General features: G+C 69.9%; 16 protein-coding genes. 6 read left to right on the top strand and 10 right to left on the bottom strand.

The window, feature by feature from the left end; translation table 11 throughout:
- Nucleotides 1-104: 104 nt before the first annotated feature.
- Complete coding sequence (locus ACIBTM_RS20295; protein ID WP_395878610.1) at nucleotides 105-1,130, bottom strand: LLM class F420-dependent oxidoreductase; 1,026 nt, start codon at nucleotides 1,128-1,130, stop codon at nucleotides 105-107.
- Between the two features lie 12 nt (nucleotides 1,131-1,142).
- Nucleotides 1,143-2,063 carry an oxygenase MpaB family protein gene (locus tag ACIBTM_RS20290; protein ID WP_378369282.1) on the bottom strand — a complete coding sequence of 307 codons (921 nt, stop codon included), beginning with the start codon at nucleotides 2,061-2,063 and terminating at the stop codon, nucleotides 1,143-1,145.
- Nucleotides 2,064-2,153: 90 nt separating this feature from the next.
- Here ACIBTM_RS20290 and ACIBTM_RS20285 point away from each other — a divergent pair, with 90 nt between their 5' ends.
- A complete protein-coding gene (locus ACIBTM_RS20285; RefSeq protein ID WP_016334041.1) occupies nucleotides 2,154-2,747 on the top strand; it encodes a TetR/AcrR family transcriptional regulator in 594 nt (197 codons plus the stop codon).
- Here the strand turns inward: ACIBTM_RS20285 and dmpG are convergent.
- Both dmpG and ACIBTM_RS20275 read right to left on the bottom strand, forming a co-directional pair.
- Nucleotides 2,738-3,772 (bottom strand): 4-hydroxy-2-oxovalerate aldolase, encoded by a 1,035-nt coding sequence (gene dmpG / locus ACIBTM_RS20280; protein ID WP_395878609.1) that lies wholly within the window; start codon nucleotides 3,770-3,772, stop codon nucleotides 2,738-2,740. The genes ACIBTM_RS20285 and dmpG overlap by 10 nt on opposite strands.
- The gene (locus tag ACIBTM_RS20275; protein WP_038514145.1) at nucleotides 3,769-4,671 is read right to left on the bottom strand and encodes an acetaldehyde dehydrogenase (acetylating); all 903 of its coding nucleotides are present in this window, start codon (nucleotides 4,669-4,671) and stop codon (nucleotides 3,769-3,771) included. The genes dmpG and ACIBTM_RS20275 overlap by 4 nt, the downstream gene beginning before the upstream one ends.
- 41 nt (nucleotides 4,672-4,712) lie before the next feature.
- Between ACIBTM_RS20275 and ACIBTM_RS20270 the strand changes: the two genes are divergently transcribed.
- On the top strand, nucleotides 4,713-5,480 hold the full coding sequence (locus ACIBTM_RS20270) for an IclR family transcriptional regulator (protein WP_395878608.1): 768 nt from the start codon (nucleotides 4,713-4,715) through the stop codon (nucleotides 5,478-5,480).
- A gap of 5 nt (nucleotides 5,481-5,485) precedes the next feature.
- Here ACIBTM_RS20270 and ACIBTM_RS20265 read toward each other — a convergent pair whose 3' ends face one another.
- The 3 genes from ACIBTM_RS20265 to ACIBTM_RS20255 all read right to left on the bottom strand — a co-directional run bounded on the left by ACIBTM_RS20265 (nucleotide 5,486) and on the right by ACIBTM_RS20255 (nucleotide 8,326).
- The gene (locus ACIBTM_RS20265; protein WP_395878607.1) at nucleotides 5,486-6,589 is read right to left on the bottom strand and encodes an LLM class flavin-dependent oxidoreductase; all 1,104 of its coding nucleotides are present in this window, start codon (nucleotides 6,587-6,589) and stop codon (nucleotides 5,486-5,488) included.
- A gap of 484 nt (nucleotides 6,590-7,073) precedes the next feature.
- Nucleotides 7,074-7,784 carry an MBL fold metallo-hydrolase gene (locus tag ACIBTM_RS20260; protein WP_395878606.1) on the bottom strand — a complete coding sequence of 237 codons (711 nt, stop codon included), beginning with the start codon at nucleotides 7,782-7,784 and terminating at the stop codon, nucleotides 7,074-7,076.
- 17 nt (nucleotides 7,785-7,801) lie between these two features.
- A complete protein-coding gene (locus ACIBTM_RS20255) occupies nucleotides 7,802-8,326 on the bottom strand; it encodes a DinB family protein (RefSeq protein WP_395878605.1) in 525 nt (174 codons plus the stop codon).
- A gap of 41 nt (nucleotides 8,327-8,367) precedes the next feature.
- Between ACIBTM_RS20255 and ACIBTM_RS20250 the strand changes: the two genes are divergently transcribed.
- The gene (locus ACIBTM_RS20250; protein WP_395878604.1) at nucleotides 8,368-9,219 is read left to right on the top strand and encodes a hypothetical protein; all 852 of its coding nucleotides are present in this window, start codon (nucleotides 8,368-8,370) and stop codon (nucleotides 9,217-9,219) included.
- On the opposite strand, the gene ACIBTM_RS20245 is transcribed toward ACIBTM_RS20250, so the two are convergent.
- Both ACIBTM_RS20245 and ACIBTM_RS20240 read right to left on the bottom strand, forming a co-directional pair.
- Entirely contained in the window at nucleotides 9,200-10,237 is a 1,038-nt protein-coding gene (locus ACIBTM_RS20245; protein WP_395878603.1) for a FecCD family ABC transporter permease, read from the bottom strand. The genes ACIBTM_RS20250 and ACIBTM_RS20245 overlap by 20 nt on opposite strands.
- A 23-nt stretch (nucleotides 10,238-10,260) precedes the next feature.
- Nucleotides 10,261-11,304 carry a FecCD family ABC transporter permease gene (locus ACIBTM_RS20240; RefSeq protein ID WP_395878602.1) on the bottom strand — a complete coding sequence of 348 codons (1,044 nt, stop codon included), beginning with the start codon at nucleotides 11,302-11,304 and terminating at the stop codon, nucleotides 10,261-10,263.
- A 112-nt stretch (nucleotides 11,305-11,416) separates the two neighbouring features.
- Here ACIBTM_RS20240 and ACIBTM_RS20235 point away from each other — a divergent pair, with 112 nt between their 5' ends.
- The 3 genes from ACIBTM_RS20235 to ACIBTM_RS20225 all read left to right on the top strand — a co-directional run bounded on the left by ACIBTM_RS20235 (nucleotide 11,417) and on the right by ACIBTM_RS20225 (nucleotide 16,046).
- Nucleotides 11,417-13,093, top strand: a complete 1,677-nt coding sequence (locus ACIBTM_RS20235; protein ID WP_395878904.1) for an ABC transporter ATP-binding protein — start codon at nucleotides 11,417-11,419, stop codon at nucleotides 13,091-13,093.
- Nucleotides 13,090-14,847, top strand: a complete 1,758-nt coding sequence (locus ACIBTM_RS20230) for an ABC transporter ATP-binding protein (protein ID WP_395878601.1) — start codon at nucleotides 13,090-13,092, stop codon at nucleotides 14,845-14,847. Before ACIBTM_RS20235 ends, ACIBTM_RS20230 begins: the two co-directional genes overlap by 4 nt.
- A 113-nt stretch (nucleotides 14,848-14,960) precedes the next feature.
- Nucleotides 14,961-16,046: an ABC transporter substrate-binding protein gene (locus ACIBTM_RS20225; RefSeq protein ID WP_395878600.1), complete on the top strand. Its 1,086-nt coding sequence runs from the start codon at nucleotides 14,961-14,963 to the stop codon at nucleotides 16,044-16,046.
- A 152-nt stretch (nucleotides 16,047-16,198) separates the two neighbouring features.
- On the opposite strand, the gene ACIBTM_RS20220 is transcribed toward ACIBTM_RS20225, so the two are convergent.
- Nucleotides 16,199-17,224, bottom strand: coding sequence for a metallophosphoesterase family protein (locus ACIBTM_RS20220; protein WP_395878599.1), 1,026 nt, complete (start codon nucleotides 17,222-17,224; stop codon nucleotides 16,199-16,201).
- Nucleotides 17,225-17,341 lie beyond the last annotated feature (117 nt).

Below are 17,341 nucleotides of genomic sequence, written 5' to 3'. Positions count from 1 at the left end.
TGTGACTGCTGGGGCTGGTGGTATTTCCTGGTGGTACTGCAGAGCCGCGAGTGGAGGTCGTGTGGTCCGTGAAGGCCAACTGCCACTCACGAGGTCGGGAGCGGCTACGCGAGGACTTCCGCGACCTTCGTGAGCGTCGCGGCATCGCCCCGCAGGAGCAGCGTGGTCACCACGGTCTCCTCCCACGCCGCGAGTTCGTCGCGGATCTTCTCCGCCGGTCCGATCAGCGAGGTGTCCTCGACCAGCGACGTCGGGATCGCGGCCGTCGCCTCGTCCTTGCGGCCGGCCAGGTACAGCTCCTGGACCTTGTCGGCGACGTCCTCGTACCCCATCCTGGCGAAGACGTCATGGTGGAAGTTGACCGATTTCGCGCCCATACCGCCGATGTAGAGCGCGAGCGACGGTTTGATCCAGCTCGCGGCCTCCTCGACGTCGTCGTGGACGAGCACCGGGACGGACGCGGCGACCTCGAAATCGCCGAAACCACGCCGGGCGCCGGGACGCGAGAAGCCTTCCTCCAACGCCTTCCGGTAGAAGGCGTCGCTCTTGGGCGAGAAGAACAACGGGAGCCAGCCGTCGCAGATCTCCGCCGACAGCGCCACGTTCTTCGGCCCCTCCGCGGCGAGGAAGATCGGGATCTCCTTGCGGAACGGGTGCACTGTGGACTTCAGCGGCTTGCCGAGCCCGGTGCCGCCTCGCAGCGGAAGCTGGAAATGCTCCCCGTCGTGGGTCACCGGCGCCTCACGCGCGACGACCTTCCGCACGATGTCGACGTACTCGCGGGTGCGGGCGAGCGGTTTCGGATAGGGCTGCCCGTACCAGCCTTCGACCACCTGCGGCCCGGACGCGCCGAGCCCGAGCACGAACCGGCCGCCGGACAGATGGTCCAGCGTCAGCGCGTGCATGGCGGTGGCGGTCGGGGTGCGCGCCGACATCTGGACGATGTTGGTGCCGAGCTTGATCCGGCTGGTCGACGCGCCCCACCAGGCGAGCGGGGTGAACGCATCCGAGCCGTAGCCCTCGGCGGTCCACACCGAATCGAAGCCGAGTTCTTCGGCGCGCAGGATCGCGTCCAGCGCGCCCTCCGGCGGGCCGGAGGACCAGTAACCGAGGTGGTAACCAAGCTTCATCGAGGCTCCTCGTCAGACGTTCGGTGAGTAGTGCTCGGGTTTGCCCCGCTCCGAAAGCGGCGGAAGGTTCCTCGCGGGAGTCTCGACCAATGGCGCGTCCGGGGCCAGTTCGCCTCGCTCGCGACGCCAGCCCGCCCTGGCGCGCGGGTGGTAACGGCGATCGCGCGGGACCAGCTTGAACGCCGCGTTGATCAGCTTTCCCACGCGGCGGTGCCGTCGCTCGTCGCGTTCGGTCCAGGTGTAGCCGAGCCGCTCGCGGATCGGCGGGTCGTACAGGCCGACCGTCAGCCAGACGAAGTTCCGCGCCACCTGCCCGCGCACGAGATTCCACGCGAAATCCGGCAGCCAGGGCAGGAAATGCGGCTTGGCGATGTCCTGGATCTCGAGGACGTCGCGAGTCGCCTTGTTGTCCTCCAGGACGTCCTCGCACATGCGCTTCCAGTACAGCTGGAAGTCCTCCCACGACTCCGGCACCGGGCGCATGCTCATCCCGTACATCTCGTACCACCGCACGTGCTCGTCGAAGAGTTTCCGCTTCTCGGCCTCGCCGATGCCGCCACAGAAGTTGTCGGCGATGAGGATCGCGCTCACGAAGAACGTCGAATGCGCCCAGTAGAACGTGTCCGGGTTGAGCGCGTGATAGCGCCGCCCGTGTTTGTCGACGCCCTTGATCCGATCGTGGTAACCGCGCACCTCCAGCGCGGTCTGCCGCGCCCGCGGGCCGTCGTAGATCACTCCCCCGATCGGGTAGAGCGAGCGGAACAGCCGCTGCCAGCGCTCCTCGAAGAACCGCGAGTGCTCCTCGACGCCCGCACCCAGCTCGGGGTGCATGTTCTGCATGGATCCGGCCCAGAGCGCGATGAGCAGCCCGCGCCAGTCGCCGAAGTACTTCCAGGTCAGCGAATCCGGTCCCAGCGGCCGCGGCTGTGTCATCACCGGTCTCCTCAATGAGCTGGTTAAATTGACCACAACTGTTGTCAGGTTAAAGTTGACAACGGCCGTAGTCAACAAGAGGAGCCGATCATGGCCGGCCGGAGCTGGGCAGGCACGACCCTGGACGACCGCAAGGCCGCGAGGCGGGGACAACTCGTCGACGCCGGCCTCGACCTGCTCGGCACCCAGGGCAGCGCCGGGGTGAGCGTCCGCGCGGTGTGCCGCCACGCCAAGCTCACGGAGCGGTACTTCTACGAGAGTTTCACCGACCGCGAGGAACTGGTCGTCGCGGTGTACGAACACATCGGCGAGCAGGCACGGCAGGCACTGGTCGACGCGGTCAGCGACACCGCCGAACCCGCCGAACGGGCCAAGGCCGCCGTCCGCGCGTTCGTCGAATTGATGCTCGACGACCCGCGCAAGGGCCGGGTGCTCCTGCTCGCGCCGATCACCGATCCCGCGCTGACGACACGCGGGATCGCGCTCCTCCCCTCGTTCGCCGAACTGGTCAGCGGGCAGCTGTCCCACGGCGACGCCGCCGAACGGCAGATGACCTCGATCGGGCTGGTGGGCGCGCTGAGCAACGTGTTCATCGCCTACCTCGACGGCTCGCTCAAGGTGAGCCGCGAGCGCCTGATCGAGCATTGCGTCCGCCTCGTGCTCGGCGCCGACCGTCAACCCTGACCGCGTTCGGCGACCAGCTGCAGGGCGATGTCGATGATCATGTCCTCCTGCCCGCCCACGTACTTCGCGGCGCCGACGCGGTAGAGGATCTCGTGCGCCGGGACGTCGTAGCGTTCCGCCGCGCGTTCGGCGTGCAGGAGAAAACTCGAGTACACCCCGGCGAATCCCTGCACGATCGACGACCGGTCCATCACCGGCAGCCGGGTGATGTAGGGCTTCACGACGTTTTCGGCCGCGTCCATCAGCACGTCCTTGTCGACGCCCGTGCGGATCCCGAGCCGCTCGAAGGTCGCCGCGAGGACCTCGGTCGGCGAGTTGCCCGCGCCCGCGCCGAGCGCCACGAGCGAACCGTCGATCTGCCGTGCGCCCGCGCGGTAGGCGAGCACCGAGTTCGCGACGCCGAAGCTCAGGTTCTGGTGCCCGTGGTAGCCGACCTGCGCCTCGTCCCCGAATTCCGCGACCAGCGCGGCGACGCGTTCACCCGCGTCCTCCAGGATCAGCGCCCCGGCGGAGTCGACGACGTAGACGCACTGGCAACCGGCGTCGACCATGATCCGGCCCTGTTCCGCCAGCGCCTCGGGCGTGGACATATGGGACAGCATCAGGAAACCGACCGTCTCCAGCCCGAGCTCGCGCGCCGCGCCGAAGTGCTGGACGGAAACGTCGGCCTCGGTGCAATGGGTCGCGATCCGGACCGCGCCGGCACCGAGGTCCGCGGCCACCCGCAGGTCGCCGACCGTGCCGAGTCCCGGCAGCAGGAGCACCGCGATCTTCGCGTGCCGCGCCTCGTCGACCGCCGCCTCGATCAGCTTCCGTTCGTCCACAAGGGAGAAGCCGTAGTTGAACGTCGAGCCGCCGAGCCCGTCGCCGTGGCTGACCTCGATCAGCGAGACCCCGGCGTCGTCCAGCGCCCGGACGGTGTCGCGCACGTTCTTCTCGGTGAACTGGTGCGCCATCGCGTGGCTGCCGTCGCGCAGGCTCGTGTCGACCAGCCGGACCTCACGGTCCACGTCGTCCCAGCTCATGCCGCCACCTCCTGCGTGGCCAGAAGGTCACCGACACGGGCGGCCGCGGCCGTCATGATGTCGAGGTTCCCGGCGTATTTCGGCAGGAAGTCCCCGTTCCCGGCGACCTCCAAGAACACCGCGACCCGTGCCTGCCCGCTCCAGCCAGGCCGGGGCGGATCGTATTGCGGATCTGCCTTGAGCGTGTAGCCCGGCACGTAACCCTGGACCGTCTCGACCATCCGGTGGATGGATTCGCTCACCGCGTCGAAGTCCGCGTCCGGGTCGATCGCGCAGAACACGGTGTCGCGCATGATCATCGGCGGCTCGACCGGATTGATGATGATGATCGCCTTGCCGCGGCTCGCTCCCCCGACGAGTTCGATCCCGCGCGCCGTCGTCGCGGTGAACTCGTCGATGTTCGCCCGCGTCCCGGGTCCTGCCGAACGCGACGAGACGGACGCGACGATCTCCGCGTAGGGCACCGGCGTCACCCGCGACACCGCGTGCACGATCGGGATCGTCGCCTGGCCGCCGCAGGTGATGAGGTTGACGTTGGGCACGTCGAGCCGTTCGGGCAGGCCCACCGCGGGGCAGGTGAACGGGCCGACCGCGGCCGGGGTCAGGTCGATCGCGCGGATCCCGGCGGTGGCATACCGCGGCGCGTTCGCCAGATGCGCCTTCGCCGAAGTCGCCTCGAAGACCAGGTCCGGCAGCTCGTCGCGCGACAGCAGCCAGTCGACTCCGCCGGCGGAGGTCTCCAGTCCCAGTTCCGCGGCCTTCGCCAGCCCGTCCGAGTCCGGGTCCACGCCGACCATGTACCGCACCTCGACGTGCTCGCTGCGCCTCAGCTTCGCGAGCAGGTCGGTGCCGATGTTCCCGGGACCGACGATCGCGGCCACCGCTTTCCGTTGCGCCATGCCAGGTGACGCTCCCCGAGCGGATAGGGCACACTCAACCCATGCGTGCCGCTGGGCGGAACGACGACCCGGAACGAACCGGAGCGGACGGCCTCGTCGCCGCCCGCATCTCCGCGCTGCTCTCCGCCTTCCGTCCCGGCGACGACGCGCTCGGCGTCTCCGAACTGGCGCGGCGGACCGGGCTGGCGAAGTCGACCGTCCACCGGCTCACCGGGCATCTGGTCGCGACCGGTCTGCTCGAACGCGAGGGCGCGGCGTTACGGCTCGGGCTCAAGCTGTTCGAGATCGGCCAGCTGGCGGTCCGGCGCCGAGGGCTCGTCGAGGCGGCGCGGCCGTATCTCGCCGACCTGCGCGAGGCGACCCGCAACACCGTGCACCTCGCGGTGCTGGAAGGCACCGAGGTGGTCTACCTCGACATCCTGCGGGGACCCGACGCGCCGTCGCTGCCGTCCCGGATCGGTGGCCGGTTCCCCGCGCACGCCACCGGCGTCGGCAAGGCCATCCTCGCCTTCTCCCCGGAATCCGTGGTGACACAAGTGATCGAATCCGGTTTGCCCCGCGTCAGCGCGCGGACGATCACCGCCGCCGGCCTGTTGCGCCGTCAGCTGGCCAAAATCCACGGTGAAGGAATCGCGTTCGAACGGGAGGAGTCCGGCGTCGGCGTCGTCTGCGCCGCGAGCCCGCTGCTCGACGCGCGAGGTGTCGCGGTGGCGGCGTTGTCGATCTCCGGCTGGGCCAACCGCATGCACACCAACCGCGTCGCGCCCGCGGTGCGGACCGCGGCTTTGGCCCTTTCCCGCACCCTGTAAGGGATTTACGCGACGAGACCGCGGCGGACCAGCTCCGGCCGCACGCCCTCGCCGAACCAGTACGCCTCTTCCAGATGCGGGTATCCGGAAAGGACGAACTCCTCGATGCCGTGCGCGTGGTACTCCTCGATGAGGTCGGCCACCTCGCGGTGACTGCCGACGAGCGCCGTGCCCGCGCCACCGCGGACCAGGCCGATCCCGGCCCACAGGTTGGGGTACACCTCCAGGCCGCGGACGCCGCCGTCGGTCTTCCCGCCGTGCAGTGCGGCCATCCGTTGCTGGCCGACGGATTCACTGGCGGACAACTGTTTCTGAGTATGGGCGATCCGCTCCGGGTCGATCGCGTCCAGCAGTTTCCCCGCCTCCGCCCAGGCTTCCGCCGACGTGTCACGGGAAAGGGTGTGCAGCCGGATACCGAAGCGGATCTTCCGGCCCTGCTCCTCGGCGAGTTCGCGGACCTTGGCGATCTTCTCGGCGACCTGCGCGGGCGGCTCGCCCCAGGTCAGGTAGACGTCGGCGTGCCTCGCCGCGACCGGCAGCGCCGCCGCGGACGACCCGCCGAAGTAGATCGGCGGGACCGGGTCCGGCGCCGCGCGCGTCGTCGCGCCTTCGACCTTGAGGTGCTCGCCGTCGAAGTCGAACGGCTTGCCGCTCCACACGCCGCGCACGATATCGAGGAACTCGCCCGTGCGGGCATAGCGTTGATCGTGGTCGTGCCAGTCGCCGAACCGGCGCTGCTCGACCGTGTCGCCGCCGGTGACGACGTTGAGCAGCACACGCCCCCGCGAGATGCGCTGGAACGTCCCGGCCATCTGCGCGGCCAGCGTCGGCGAGATCGTCCCCGGCCGGAACGCGACCAGGAACTTGAGGCTTCTCGTTTCGCGGATCAGCGCGGCCGTCGTCAGCCAGGCGTCCTCGCACCAGGTGCCGGTCGGCGTCAGCACGCCTTCGAAGCCGTTGGCCTCGGCGGCGCGGGCGACCTGAGCGAGATAGTCGAGGCTCGGCTCACGGGCGGCGGACGCTCCGGCGGCGCGGCTGGCGTGGAAGTGCTCGACGATCGTCCGGCCGTCGCCAGTGGTGGGCAGGAACCAATGCAGCTTGAGCGTCACGGTTCCGAGCTTCGGCTTCCGGGGCGGGCCGGGTCAATCGGCGGGCTCCGCGTCCCGCGATCTGGACATCTTCCCGCGCATTTAGTCCTCTGAATGCGGGAGGCGGGATGTGTCGCGGCCCGGCGGAGGCCCGCACTCATGCACGAACGGGCGGGCAGGCGGCTCGACTATCCACAAGGGACACTACTTCGATCGAAATGCCCTGTTCGAGTGCTTTGCGCAGCTTCAGGCGGGGGCGTGAGTGCGTGTCGCGAAAGCCACTTTCGGGACATCACACGTCGCGAAAGTGGCTTTCGCGACACGCACCCAGATCATGGGGCTCGCCAAGAGGCACATCGGTGGCGTGGTGAAGGGCCCCTTCCCTACCTTCAGGGTAGGCAAGGAGGCCTTCACCACAACCTGAGCCCACACTCCGCTGACATTGCGAAAGCGGCTTTCGCGACACGCACCGCCACATTCGCCTGCAAGCGGTTGGAGGAGGCGGTCAGCCGCCGAACATCAGCCGCCATTCCTCCAGCGACTTCGGCCGGAACACGAAGTTCGTGTCCTTCACCCGCGACAGGTTCGCCGACGGCTCGGCGGAGTACTGGTGCCCCGGATAGACGACCGGGTCCCCGTCCAGCCCGGCCAGCCACTGCAGGCTCCGGTAGATCGCTTCCGCGTCACCGCCCGGGAAATCGGTCCGGCCGCAGCCTTCCAGGAACAACGTGTCCCCCGAGACGAGCCGTCCGTCGACCAGGAAGCACTGGCTGCCCGGGGTGTGCCCGGGCGTGTGCAGCAGCCGGATCGGCACCGCGCCGACCTCCAGGACCTCGTCGTGCTCGTGCGACCGCAGGTCGGTGCCGGAGACGCCGGTGATGCGCCGAACCCACTCGGCTTCGGCGCTGTTGACGTGGATCGGCACCTGGACGCGCTCCAGCAGCTCCGCGATCCCCGGCAGCGAGAACCCCATCATCTCGCCGCCGACGTGGTCGGGGTGGTGATGCGTCGCGAGGACACCGGTCAGCCGCATGCCGTCGGCTTCCAGCTGGTCCAGGAGATCGCCGACCGCGTACGCGGGGTCGACGACGACGGCCTCGTTCGTCTCCCGGTCGCCGATCAGATAGGCGAAGTTGACCATCTGCGTCGCGACGGGGTCCCCCACCGCGAAGTCGCGGCCCGCGAGCAACTGCCGGAAGTACAGCCTGTCAACCATGCGCACACCTTACGGCGCTACTCGCCCGTGGTTCCGTCGGCCAGCTCCCGCAAGACGTCCAGATGCCCGACGTGGCGCGCGGTCTCCTGAAGCACGTGGGCGAGCACCCAGCGCACGGTGAACTTCCCCGACCTGCGCGCCCGGTCGTCCGGCGAGACGCCTGCCAGCGACGACTCCGACAACGCCCACTCGGCGCGGTACGCCTCGACGACCGAGCGGGGGTCGTCGTCCTCGGACAGGTCCCAGCTCGGATCCGGTGAGCCTTCCCACAACGAAGGCAGATCGGCACCGCCCGCCTCGATCGAGAGCCACCAGCGTTCCACCGCGGTCAGATGCTTGAGCAGCCCCAGCGCGCTCGTCCTTGGCGACGACGGCAGCGGTGTCGCGGCCGCCTGCTCCCTGGTCAGCCCGGCGACCTTGTTGACCGCCGTCGCGCGGAGGAAACGCAGGAAATCCCACTGGATCCCGATTTCGTCCTCGGCGATCCCGTCCGGCCAGGCCCGCTCCACCGGCTCGGCGGGGCTCGAACTCGTGTTCGACATGCGGTCACCCTACACAGAGGACAGGACTAGGCTCACGATCCATGTGGTGGGGATTGATTTGCGCGTTCTTCGCGGCCTGTGCCTACGGTGTCGCTTCGGTGATGCAGGCGATCGCCGCGAAAGCGACCTCGGGCGCCGAAGACCGAGTCGATCCCCGGCTGCTCGTGCGGGTGCTGCGGCAGTGGAAGTTCGTCGCTGGCCTGGCGCTGGACGTCGTCGGGTTCGTCGCACAGGTCGCCGCCCTGCGGGTGCTACCGCTGTTCGTGGTCCAGGCGGCGCTGGCGGGCAGTCTCGCGGTGACCGCGGTCGCCGCACGGACACTCGGCGTCCGGTTAGGCCGTCGTGAGTGGACGGCGGTCGCGGTCGTCTGCGCCGGGCTCGCCTTGCTCGGGATGTCGGCGGAGAGCGAGGGCTCGGAGCCGACCGGGCTGGGTTTCCGGCTCGTGCTGATCGGCGCGGTGGTCGTCCTCGGTACGGCCGGGATGTTCGCAGGCCGGGCGTCACGACGGATCCGGACACCGTCGCTGGGCCTGATCGCCGGTCTGTGCTTCGGCGTCGTCGCGCTTTCCGGCCGCGCGCTCACGAGCCTCGCCCCGCTGGATCTGCTCGCCGACCCGGCCACGTACACCCTGGGTGTGGCGGGCGCGCTGGCGATGTTGTTCTACGCCACCGCGTTGCAACGCGGCAGTGTCACCACCTCGACCGCGATGATGGTGATCGGCGAGACCGTCTTCCCGTCCCTGATCGGCGTGCTCGTACTGGGCGACACCACGCGGCCGGGTTTCGCGGCCGTGGCGGCGATCGGGTTCGTGCTCGCGGTTTCGGCCGCGCTCGCGCTGGCCCGCTTCGGCGAGCCCGCGCCGATCGAGCCGGTCAGCGCGCAGCTCGGCTGACCCCGCGCCGGGACACCAGCAGCCAGGCCAGGTACAGCCCGCCGATCGCGCCGGTCACCAGACCGACGGGAAGGCCCGCCAAGAACTGTTGCGTGACCAGATCGCTCGTCACCAGCAGGAGCATGCCCATCAGCGCGGCGGCGGCGAGCCCTGGTCCCGAAGACCGGGTGAGCCGCTTCGACAGCTGAGGCGCGGCGAGCGCCAGGAACGCGATCGGGCCGGCGGCCGCCGTCGCGATCGAACACAGCCCGACACTGACGCCGAGCAGCACGATCCGGCTCCGCTGGACGGGCACGCCGAGCCCCATGGCCGAATCGTCGCCCATCTCCAGCAGCGAAAGCCGTCTGCCGTAGACGAATCCGGGCGGCAGCAGGACGGCGATGGCGATCGCGACCGGGACGACGTGTTCCCAGCCGCGTCCGTTGAGCCCGCCGACCAGCCAAGCCTGCGCCGCGAGCCCGTCCTGCCAGGCGGCCCTGGTGATCAGGTAGGAGTTGAACGCGATGAGCATCGCGTTCACGCCGATGCCGACGAGGATCAGCCGGAAGGTGTGCACGCCGCCTTTCAGCGCGAGCAGCGCGATCAACCCCGCCGTCACGACACCGCCGACCAGCGCACCCAGCGACACCTGGAGCATGCCGCCGTGCACCACGATGATCGTCAGCAGCGCCCCGGCCGCCGCGCCTTCGGTGAAGCCGATGAAGTCGGGGCTGCCCAAGGGATTCCCGGACAGGCTCTGCAGGATCGCGCCACTGACCGCGAGCGCGCCGCCGACCAGCAGGGCGGTCAGCAGCCGGGGCAGGCGCAGGGTGGTCACGATGAACTCGGTGCTCCGGTCGCCGAAACCGAACAGCGTCTGGATCACTTCGCCGACGGAAAGCGGGTAGTCGCCGGTCGTCATGCTGACCGCGCCGACGAAGAACACGGCGATGGCCAGCAGGGTCACGACGATCGCGGCCCGTGGGGTGACGCGCAGGGAAAGCCCGCCGCCCGGGGTGCGCAGGACGCGGGTGGTCATCCGTGGGTGCTCCTTGGTCGCGGTCACAGGCGGGCCAGCTTCCTGCGGCGGCAGAGCGCGATGAACACCGGCGAACCGAGGAACGCGACGACGATCCCCGCCTGCAGTTCCTCCGGCGGGTTCAGCACGCGGCCGACGACGTCGGCGCCGATCAGCGCGATCGGTGCAAGCAGCATCGAATACGGCAGGACCCAGCGCTGATCCGGGCCGACCAGCATCCGCGCGGCGTGCGGTACGGCGAGCCCGAGGAACAGGACCGGTCCGATCGCCGCGGTGCCCGCGCCGCAGAGCAGCATCACGACGACCGCGCCCAGCACCCGGGTGCGGCCGACGTGGGCGCCGAGCGCCTTGCCGGTCTGGTCGCCGAGCGCGAGCACGTTGAGCGGGCGGGCGAGCAGCAGCGCGATGATCACGCCGAGCACGACGAACGGAGAGATCTGCAGGAACACGTCCCATTTGCGGCCGCTGAGCGAACCGACGTTCCAGAACCGGAATTGGTTGAACGTCTCCGGCATCAGCAGCAGGACACCGACGATGTACGCCTGGAGCACCGCCATCACGGCCGAACCGGCGAGCACCAGCCGGTCCGGCGTGGCGCTGCGGCCCGCCGAGCCGAGGAGGTACACCACGACCGAGGCGATCGCGGCGCCGGCGAAGGCGAACCAGATGTAGCCGAGCACGCCGGTGACACCGGCGAACGCGATACCCGACACGACGGCGGCCGAGGCACCGGTGTTGACGCCGAGCAGGCCGGGGTCGGCGAGCGGGTTCCTGGTGAGCGCCTGCATCACCGCGCCCGCGAGCCCGAGCGCCGCGCCGACGACCACGCCCAGCAGGGTCCGCGGGATGCGGAGGTCGTGGATGATCACCGCGTCGGTCGAGCCGTCGTTGTGCCACAGCACCGACCAGGTCGAGGTGAACGGGATGCTCTTCGACCCCACCCAGATGCTGAGCAGGAACACCAGCGCCAGCAGGGCGAGCCCGACCACCAGACCGCCGGCGCGGAACGTCCGTGCCGCCGTACTGGGCGGGGACGCCGCTTCGGACGGGCGTTCGGTGACGACCACGGGACCTCCTTCGAGTGAGGCGAGGCTAACCGAACGCCGGAGTTCACCTCAACGAGCTACCTACTTAGACTAGCCTTACCTACCCCGATCTAGGAGGCCGCCGGTGACCGTAATGGCCACCACCAGCCGGAGTGTCCTGCGCCAGGCGATTTCCGGGCAGCGACGGCAGGTCACGCTCGCGTCCGTGCTCGCGGCCGGGCACCAGGGCGGTGAAGCACTCGTCCCGGTGATCATCGGCGTGGTGATCGACCAGGCGGTCGACGGCGGTTCCGTGGGCACGCTCGTGTTCTGGCTCGCCGTGCTCGCCGTGGTCTTCGCGGGACTGTCCTACAGCTACCGGTTCGCCGCGCGTGCGGCCGAAGGCGCGTCGCTGCGGGCCGCGCACGATCTCCGCATCGCGATCAGCCGGCGTGTCCTGCATCCCGGCGGTGGCGCCGAAAACGGCAAGCTCGCCGGTGAGCTGGTCAACATCGGCACCAGCGACGCGCAGCGCGTCGGGGTGGTGAACGCGGCGCTGCCGTTCGGGATCGCAGCGCTGGCCGGGGTACTGGTCAGCGCGGTCGCCCTCCTGCGCATCTCGCTTCCGCTGGGCCTCCTCGTGCTTCTGGGCACGCCGCCACTGCTGTACCTCGCGCATCTCATCGGCAAGCCGCTGGAACGCCGCAGCGAAGCGGAACAGGAGCGATCCGCGCATGCCTCGGGGGTAGCCACGGATCTGGTCGCCGGCCTGCGGGTGCTCAAGGGCATCGGCGCCGAACCGGCCGCCGTCGCCCGCTACCGGGACACGAGCCAGAACTCGCTCAAGGCGACGCTGCGCGCCGCGCGGGCCAAGGCCTGGCACGACGGCGCGGTGCTCGCGCTGACCGGCGTCTTCATCGCGATCGTCGCCCTCGTCGGCGGGCATCTCGCGACGTCGGGGTCGATCAGCGTCGGCGATCTCGTCGCGGCCGTCGGGCTCGCCCAGTTCCTGCTCACCCCGTTCCTGATCTTCTCGTGGGTCAACGGCGAACTGGCGCAGGGCCGCGCGTCCGCGTCCCGGGTCGCCGACCTGCTGACCACGCCGGCCGCGGTGGAACCGGGCGACGGCGAACTCCCTTCGCCCGCTACGGGGAACGTCCGGCTCGCCGCGGTCTCGTACGGCAGCCTTCGCGGTGTCGACCTCGACATCCCGGCCGGGCAGCTGATCGGCGTCGTCGCCGCGGATCCGGCCGCCGCGACCGATCTGCTCGACTGCCTCGGCCGGGCGGGCGATCCCGCCGAAGGCAGGGTCCACGTCGACGGCGTGGATCTGTCCACTGTGGACCCCGAACGGGTACGGGAGGTCGTCCTGGTGGCGGCGCACGACGCGGACCTGTTCGAAGGGACGCTCGCGGAGAACGTCCACGCCGGGGACCGCCCACTCGACGAGGCACTGGCCGCGTCGGCGGCGGACGAGGTCGCGGCGGCGCTGCCGGACGGCACCGGGACCGCGGTCACCGAACGCGGACGTTCCCTCTCCGGCGGCCAGCGGCAACGGGTCGCGCTCGCCCGCGCGCTCGCCGCGGACGCGCCGGTGCTCGTCGTCCACGACCCGACGACGGCGGTCGACACGGTGACCGAGGCGAAGATCGCCACCGGGCTCGCCCGGCTACGACGAGGACGGACCACGATCCTGGTGACCACCAGCCCCGCCCTGCTCGCCGTCGCGGACCGCGTCGTCGTCCTCGACGGCGGCCGGATCACCGGCGAGGGCGGCCACGCCGAACTCGTCCGGGATCGCGCCGACTACCGCGCGGCGGTGCTGTCATGACCCGCGAACTCCTGCCCACCGCCGACGGCAAGCGGATCCGGGCGGTCCTCGGCGAGCTGCTCCGCACCTCGAAGGCGCGCGCCGCCGGCGCCCTCACGATGCTCGTCGGCGCCACCGCGATCGGGCTGCTCACCGCCCGCCTGCTCGGCCACATCGTCGACCTGGTCATCGAGAAACGGCCCGCGACCGAACTCGCGACTCCGGTGGTAGCCCTGGTCTTGGTCGCCGTCGCACAGGCGATCGCGACGGCGCTGGGTGTCTCGCTCACCGCGAAGCTCGGCGAAACACTGCTGGCGGAACTACGCGAACGGTTCGTCGACCGCGCGCTGGGTCTTCCGCTGGAGCAGGTCGAACGCGCGGGCTCCGGCGACCTGACCGCCCGCGTCACCAACGACGTCACGGTGGTCGCGAGGGCGGTCCGCGAAGCCCTGCCCGAACTGGGCCGCTCGGTGCTCACGATCGTGCTGACCCTCGGCGCACTCGCCGTCCTGGACTGGCGGTTCCTGCTCGCCGCGCTGCTGGCGGCGCCGATCCAGCTGCACACCGTGCGCTGGTACGTCCGCAACGCCGTCCCGTTGTACGCGAAGCAGCGGATCGCGACGGGTTCGCAGCAGCAGCAACTGCTCGACACGATCGGCGGAGCGAAGACCGTCCGCGCGTTCCGGCTCGCCGACGCCCATGTGGAGCGCGTCCGGCAGCGGTCCGAGGGTGCGATGGACCTGATGCTGCGCGGTGTCCGGCTGATGACGAAGTTCTTCGCCCGGCTCAACCTCGCCGAGTTCATCGGTCTCTCGGCCGTGCTCGCGGCCGGTTTCCTGCTGGTGGGTGCCGATGCGGTGACCGTCGGCGCGGCGACGGCGGCGGCGTTGTACTTCCACAGCCTGTTCGGCCCGATCAACACCGCGCTCGCGCTGGTGGACGACGCGCAAGCGGCCGCCGCGAGCCTCGCCCGGCTGATCGGGGTCGCCGACCTGCCCGCGCCGCGCGAACCCGAGCGGCCGTCGAGGCCCGTCGACGCGTCGGTGAAGGCCGCCGGGATCTCCCATTCCTATGTGGACGGACATCCGGTGTTGCGGGACGTCGACCTCGACCTCTCCCCCGGCGAGCGGGTCGCCCTGGTCGGGGCGAGCGGGGCCGGGAAGACGACGCTGGCCAAGCTGATCGCCGGGATCCACACCCCGGCTTCGGGCACGGTCTCCGTCGGTGGGATCCCGCTCGACGAACTCGGGCCGTCCGCCACGCGGCGGGCCGTCGCGCTGATCAGCCAGGAGGTGCACGTCTTCGCCGGCTCGCTGGCGGACGACCTCCGCCTGGCCCGTCCGGCCGCGTCCGACGCGGACCTGTTGGCAGCGCTGGAAAAAGTCGGCGCGCGGGGCTGGGCGGAGGCGCTGGGCGAGGGTCTCTCGACCATCGTCGGCGAGGGCGGGCATCAGCTGACGGTCACCCAAGCGCAGCAGCTGGCGCTGGCCAGGCTGGTGCTCGCGGATCCGCCGATCGCGATCCTCGACGAGGCCACCGCGGAAGCCGGGAGCGCGGGTGCGAAGACCCTCGAAGCCGCCGCGGCCGCCGCTCTGGAAGGGCGGACCGGTCTCGTCGTCGCGCACCGGCTGACGCAAGCGGCGGCCTCGGACCGCGTCGTCGTGCTCGACGCGGGCGTGATCGTCGAAAGCGGGACACACGACGAACTCGTGGCCGCGGGTGGTCAATACGCAACGCTTTGGGCGGCCTGGTCGGACAACCGTTCACAGACGTGACCCGGGACGCAGCGTCACCGGTTGCAATCGGCCCGTCGGCGTCTTAGGTTAGCCAAACCTGATTCTCGATTAATCCGGCATCCCGCCGGACCTCCGATCACGAAGGACGGATGATGGCCCGAATCCCCACCCTCTCCGCCGTGCGCGGGCGCCTGAAGACCGCCGGCCTGCTGGCGTCCACCCTGGTGCTGGCCGCCTCGCTCACCGCGTGCGGAGGAGGCGGCGAGTCGGCCACCCCGGCCGCGCAGAACTCCGCCGGCTCCGCGGTCGACGCGAACGCGTTCCCGACCACCATCGAGCACAAGTACGGCAGCACCACCATCACGCAGGAGCCCAAGCGCGTCGTCACGGTCGGCCTGACCGAACAGGACGCGCTGCTCGCCCTCGGCGTGGTCCCGGTCGGTGTCACCGAGTGGCTCGGCAAGTTCCCCGGCACGATCGGCCCGTGGGCGACCGACAAGCTCGGCGGCGCCGCGCTGCCCGAGGTCCTCAAGGACGTGGACGGGCCGCAGTACGAGAAGATCGCCGCGCTCAAGCCGGATCTGATCATCGCCCTGTACTCCGGGCTCACCAAGGAGCAGTACGACAAGCTGAGCCAGATCGGCGTCCCGGTCGTCGCGCAGCCCAAGGAGTACAACGACTACGGCATCCCGTGGAACGAGGCGACCAAGAAGGTCGGCCAGGCCGTCGGGCGCGCGACCAAGGCGAACGAACTGGTCAAGGCCGTCGAGGACAAGTTCGCCCAGGCTCGCAAGGACCACCCGGAGTTCGCGGGCAAGTCGGCGCTGATGGCGTCGACCTACGAGGGCTATTTCGTGTACGGAAGCCAGGACGGCCGCTCGCACATCCTCGAATCGCTCGGTTTCAAGCTGCCCGCGGACCTCGACGCCGTCATCGGTGACAAGTTCGGCAAGAGCCTCAGCGCCGAACGGACCGACCTCCTCGACCGCGACGCGCTCGTGTGGCTCATCGACACCCCGGCCAAGGCGCAGGAGATCCTCGGCAAGGACGCGCTCTACACCGGTCTCAAGGTGGCGAAGGAAAAGCGCGAGGTCTTCATCGAGAACGAAGGCAACTACGGCAGCGCGGTCTCCTTCGTGACCGTGCTGAGCCTGCCGTACGTGATCGACCGGATCGTCCCGCAGCTGTCCGCGGCGGTCGACGGTAACCCGGCGACCGAGGTCAAGCCGGCCAGCTAGGCGGGATTCCGGCACAACGGTTGCGCGTGAAGGCCCCCTTCCCTCGGCTGAGCCGAGGGAAGGGGGCCTTCACGCGCTGGGGCCGGCCAGGGCCGCGGTGTCCCAGCTCCCCGCTCACCGGCATCGGCTCCGCCGCCGCGCCAGAACCGTCCTTACCACTCACGACCCCAGGAGTTGTGCAGCGGAACGGTGATCTGCTTCAGCCAGGTCTTCGTGGTGAAGTCGCGGGCCTTGATGACCACCGAGCCGGACGAGACCTCGACCTGCAGCCCCTGGTTGAACGCGCCACCGAGGGACACTTCCCCGCCTTTGCCGTCGTCCGTCCACCCGGTCTGGACGGCCGCGGTGTTGACCACGGTGAACCCTTCGAGGTTCCCGGTGCCCGGGACCACCCGGCGGACCACCCAGTCCGACAGGTTGAGATCCCAGTGCGTGTGCCCGGAGAACAGGAACACGTCCCGGTGCCTGCCGAGGATCGAGAGCAGCCTGTCGGGCTGGAGGTAGTCGGACCGGTAGAGCTTGTTGTGCGTACCGGAAACCGTGTTGGGCAACGGATGATGGGTCAGCACCATCACCGGGCTGCGCCGGTTCGACCAGTACCGGAGCCGCTGCTCCAGCCAGGTGAACTGGCGGTCGCTCATCCAGACCTCGTCCCACAGCTTGGGGTCGTGGTACTTCGCGTACCGCTCGGTCCCGAGGCAGAGCACCGGAACCCCGCCGAACGACGTCTCGTTGTAGACGGTGTTGCGGCCCGCGAACCGGTAGAAGCTGCGGAACAGGGAATCCTCGGTCGTCCCGTTGGGCCAGGTCTCCTGGGCGAGGGTGTCGGGATCACGCCATTTCGGGACGTAGAACTCGTGATTGCCGATGGCCCACGCGACCTCCCGCGGATGCGGGTGCTTGTCGAAGGTCGAGCGCAGCTGGGCGTACTCGAAGTCGTAGCCGCGCGGGGTGAGATCACCCGCGATACCGAGTCCCGTACTGCCCGGGTTGATCGCGTGCAGGTCGTCGAGCGCCTTGCCGAAATCGGTGAGATCACCCTGGATGTCGCTGAGGATGTTGAAGCGGACGACAGGCCGATGCGGGCCCCACTTCTCCTGTGCCTCGGCCTGTCCCGGCAGCATCGCCGCCCCCGCCGCCGCGCTTCCGGCGGCCACCATGAACGCTCTTCGATCCATAACCCGAACGCTAGTCACGTTTCATGGCCGGATGCGGTCGTGACGCTGAACAACGCAAGTCCGTCTCCACCGAGGAAACTCGCCCTGCACACCTTCCCCAGTACATGAAGGCCCCCT

The sequence above is a fragment of the Amycolatopsis sp. NPDC049868 genome, assembly GCF_044461365.1.
Taxonomy (GTDB): Bacteria; Actinomycetota; Actinomycetes; order Mycobacteriales; family Pseudonocardiaceae; genus Amycolatopsis.
The sequence above is the reverse complement of the archived record's forward strand: the minus strand, read 5'-3'. Positions and strand labels throughout refer to the sequence as shown.

Coding starts and splice junctions, on each gene's coding strand:
- ACIBTM_RS20250 (WP_395878604.1), top strand. CDS start 8,368: ATGTGGTGGGGATTGATTTGCGCGTTCTTCGCGGCCTGTGCCTACGGT.
- ACIBTM_RS20290 (WP_378369282.1), bottom strand. CDS start 2,063: ATGACACAGCCGCGGCCGCTGGGACCGGATTCGCTGACCTGGAAGTAC.
- ACIBTM_RS20235 (WP_395878904.1), top strand. CDS start 11,417: ATGGCCACCACCAGCCGGAGTGTCCTGCGCCAGGCGATTTCCGGGCAG.
- dmpG (WP_395878609.1), bottom strand. CDS start 3,772: ATGAGCTGGGACGACGTGGACCGTGAGGTCCGGCTGGTCGACACGAGC.
- ACIBTM_RS20255 (WP_395878605.1), bottom strand. CDS start 8,326: ATGTCGAACACGAGTTCGAGCCCCGCCGAGCCGGTGGAGCGGGCCTGG.
- ACIBTM_RS20270 (WP_395878608.1), top strand. CDS start 4,713: ATGCGTGCCGCTGGGCGGAACGACGACCCGGAACGAACCGGAGCGGAC.
- ACIBTM_RS20285 (WP_016334041.1), top strand. CDS start 2,154: ATGGCCGGCCGGAGCTGGGCAGGCACGACCCTGGACGACCGCAAGGCC.
- ACIBTM_RS20260 (WP_395878606.1), bottom strand. CDS start 7,784: ATGGTTGACAGGCTGTACTTCCGGCAGTTGCTCGCGGGCCGCGACTTC.
- ACIBTM_RS20295 (WP_395878610.1), bottom strand. CDS start 1,130: ATGAAGCTTGGTTACCACCTCGGTTACTGGTCCTCCGGCCCGCCGGAG.
- ACIBTM_RS20230 (WP_395878601.1), top strand. CDS start 13,090: ATGACCCGCGAACTCCTGCCCACCGCCGACGGCAAGCGGATCCGGGCG.
- ACIBTM_RS20245 (WP_395878603.1), bottom strand. CDS start 10,237: ATGACCACCCGCGTCCTGCGCACCCCGGGCGGCGGGCTTTCCCTGCGC.
- ACIBTM_RS20225 (WP_395878600.1), top strand. CDS start 14,961: ATGGCCCGAATCCCCACCCTCTCCGCCGTGCGCGGGCGCCTGAAGACC.
- ACIBTM_RS20220 (WP_395878599.1), bottom strand. CDS start 17,224: ATGGATCGAAGAGCGTTCATGGTGGCCGCCGGAAGCGCGGCGGCGGGG.
- ACIBTM_RS20275 (WP_038514145.1), bottom strand. CDS start 4,671: ATGGCGCAACGGAAAGCGGTGGCCGCGATCGTCGGTCCCGGGAACATC.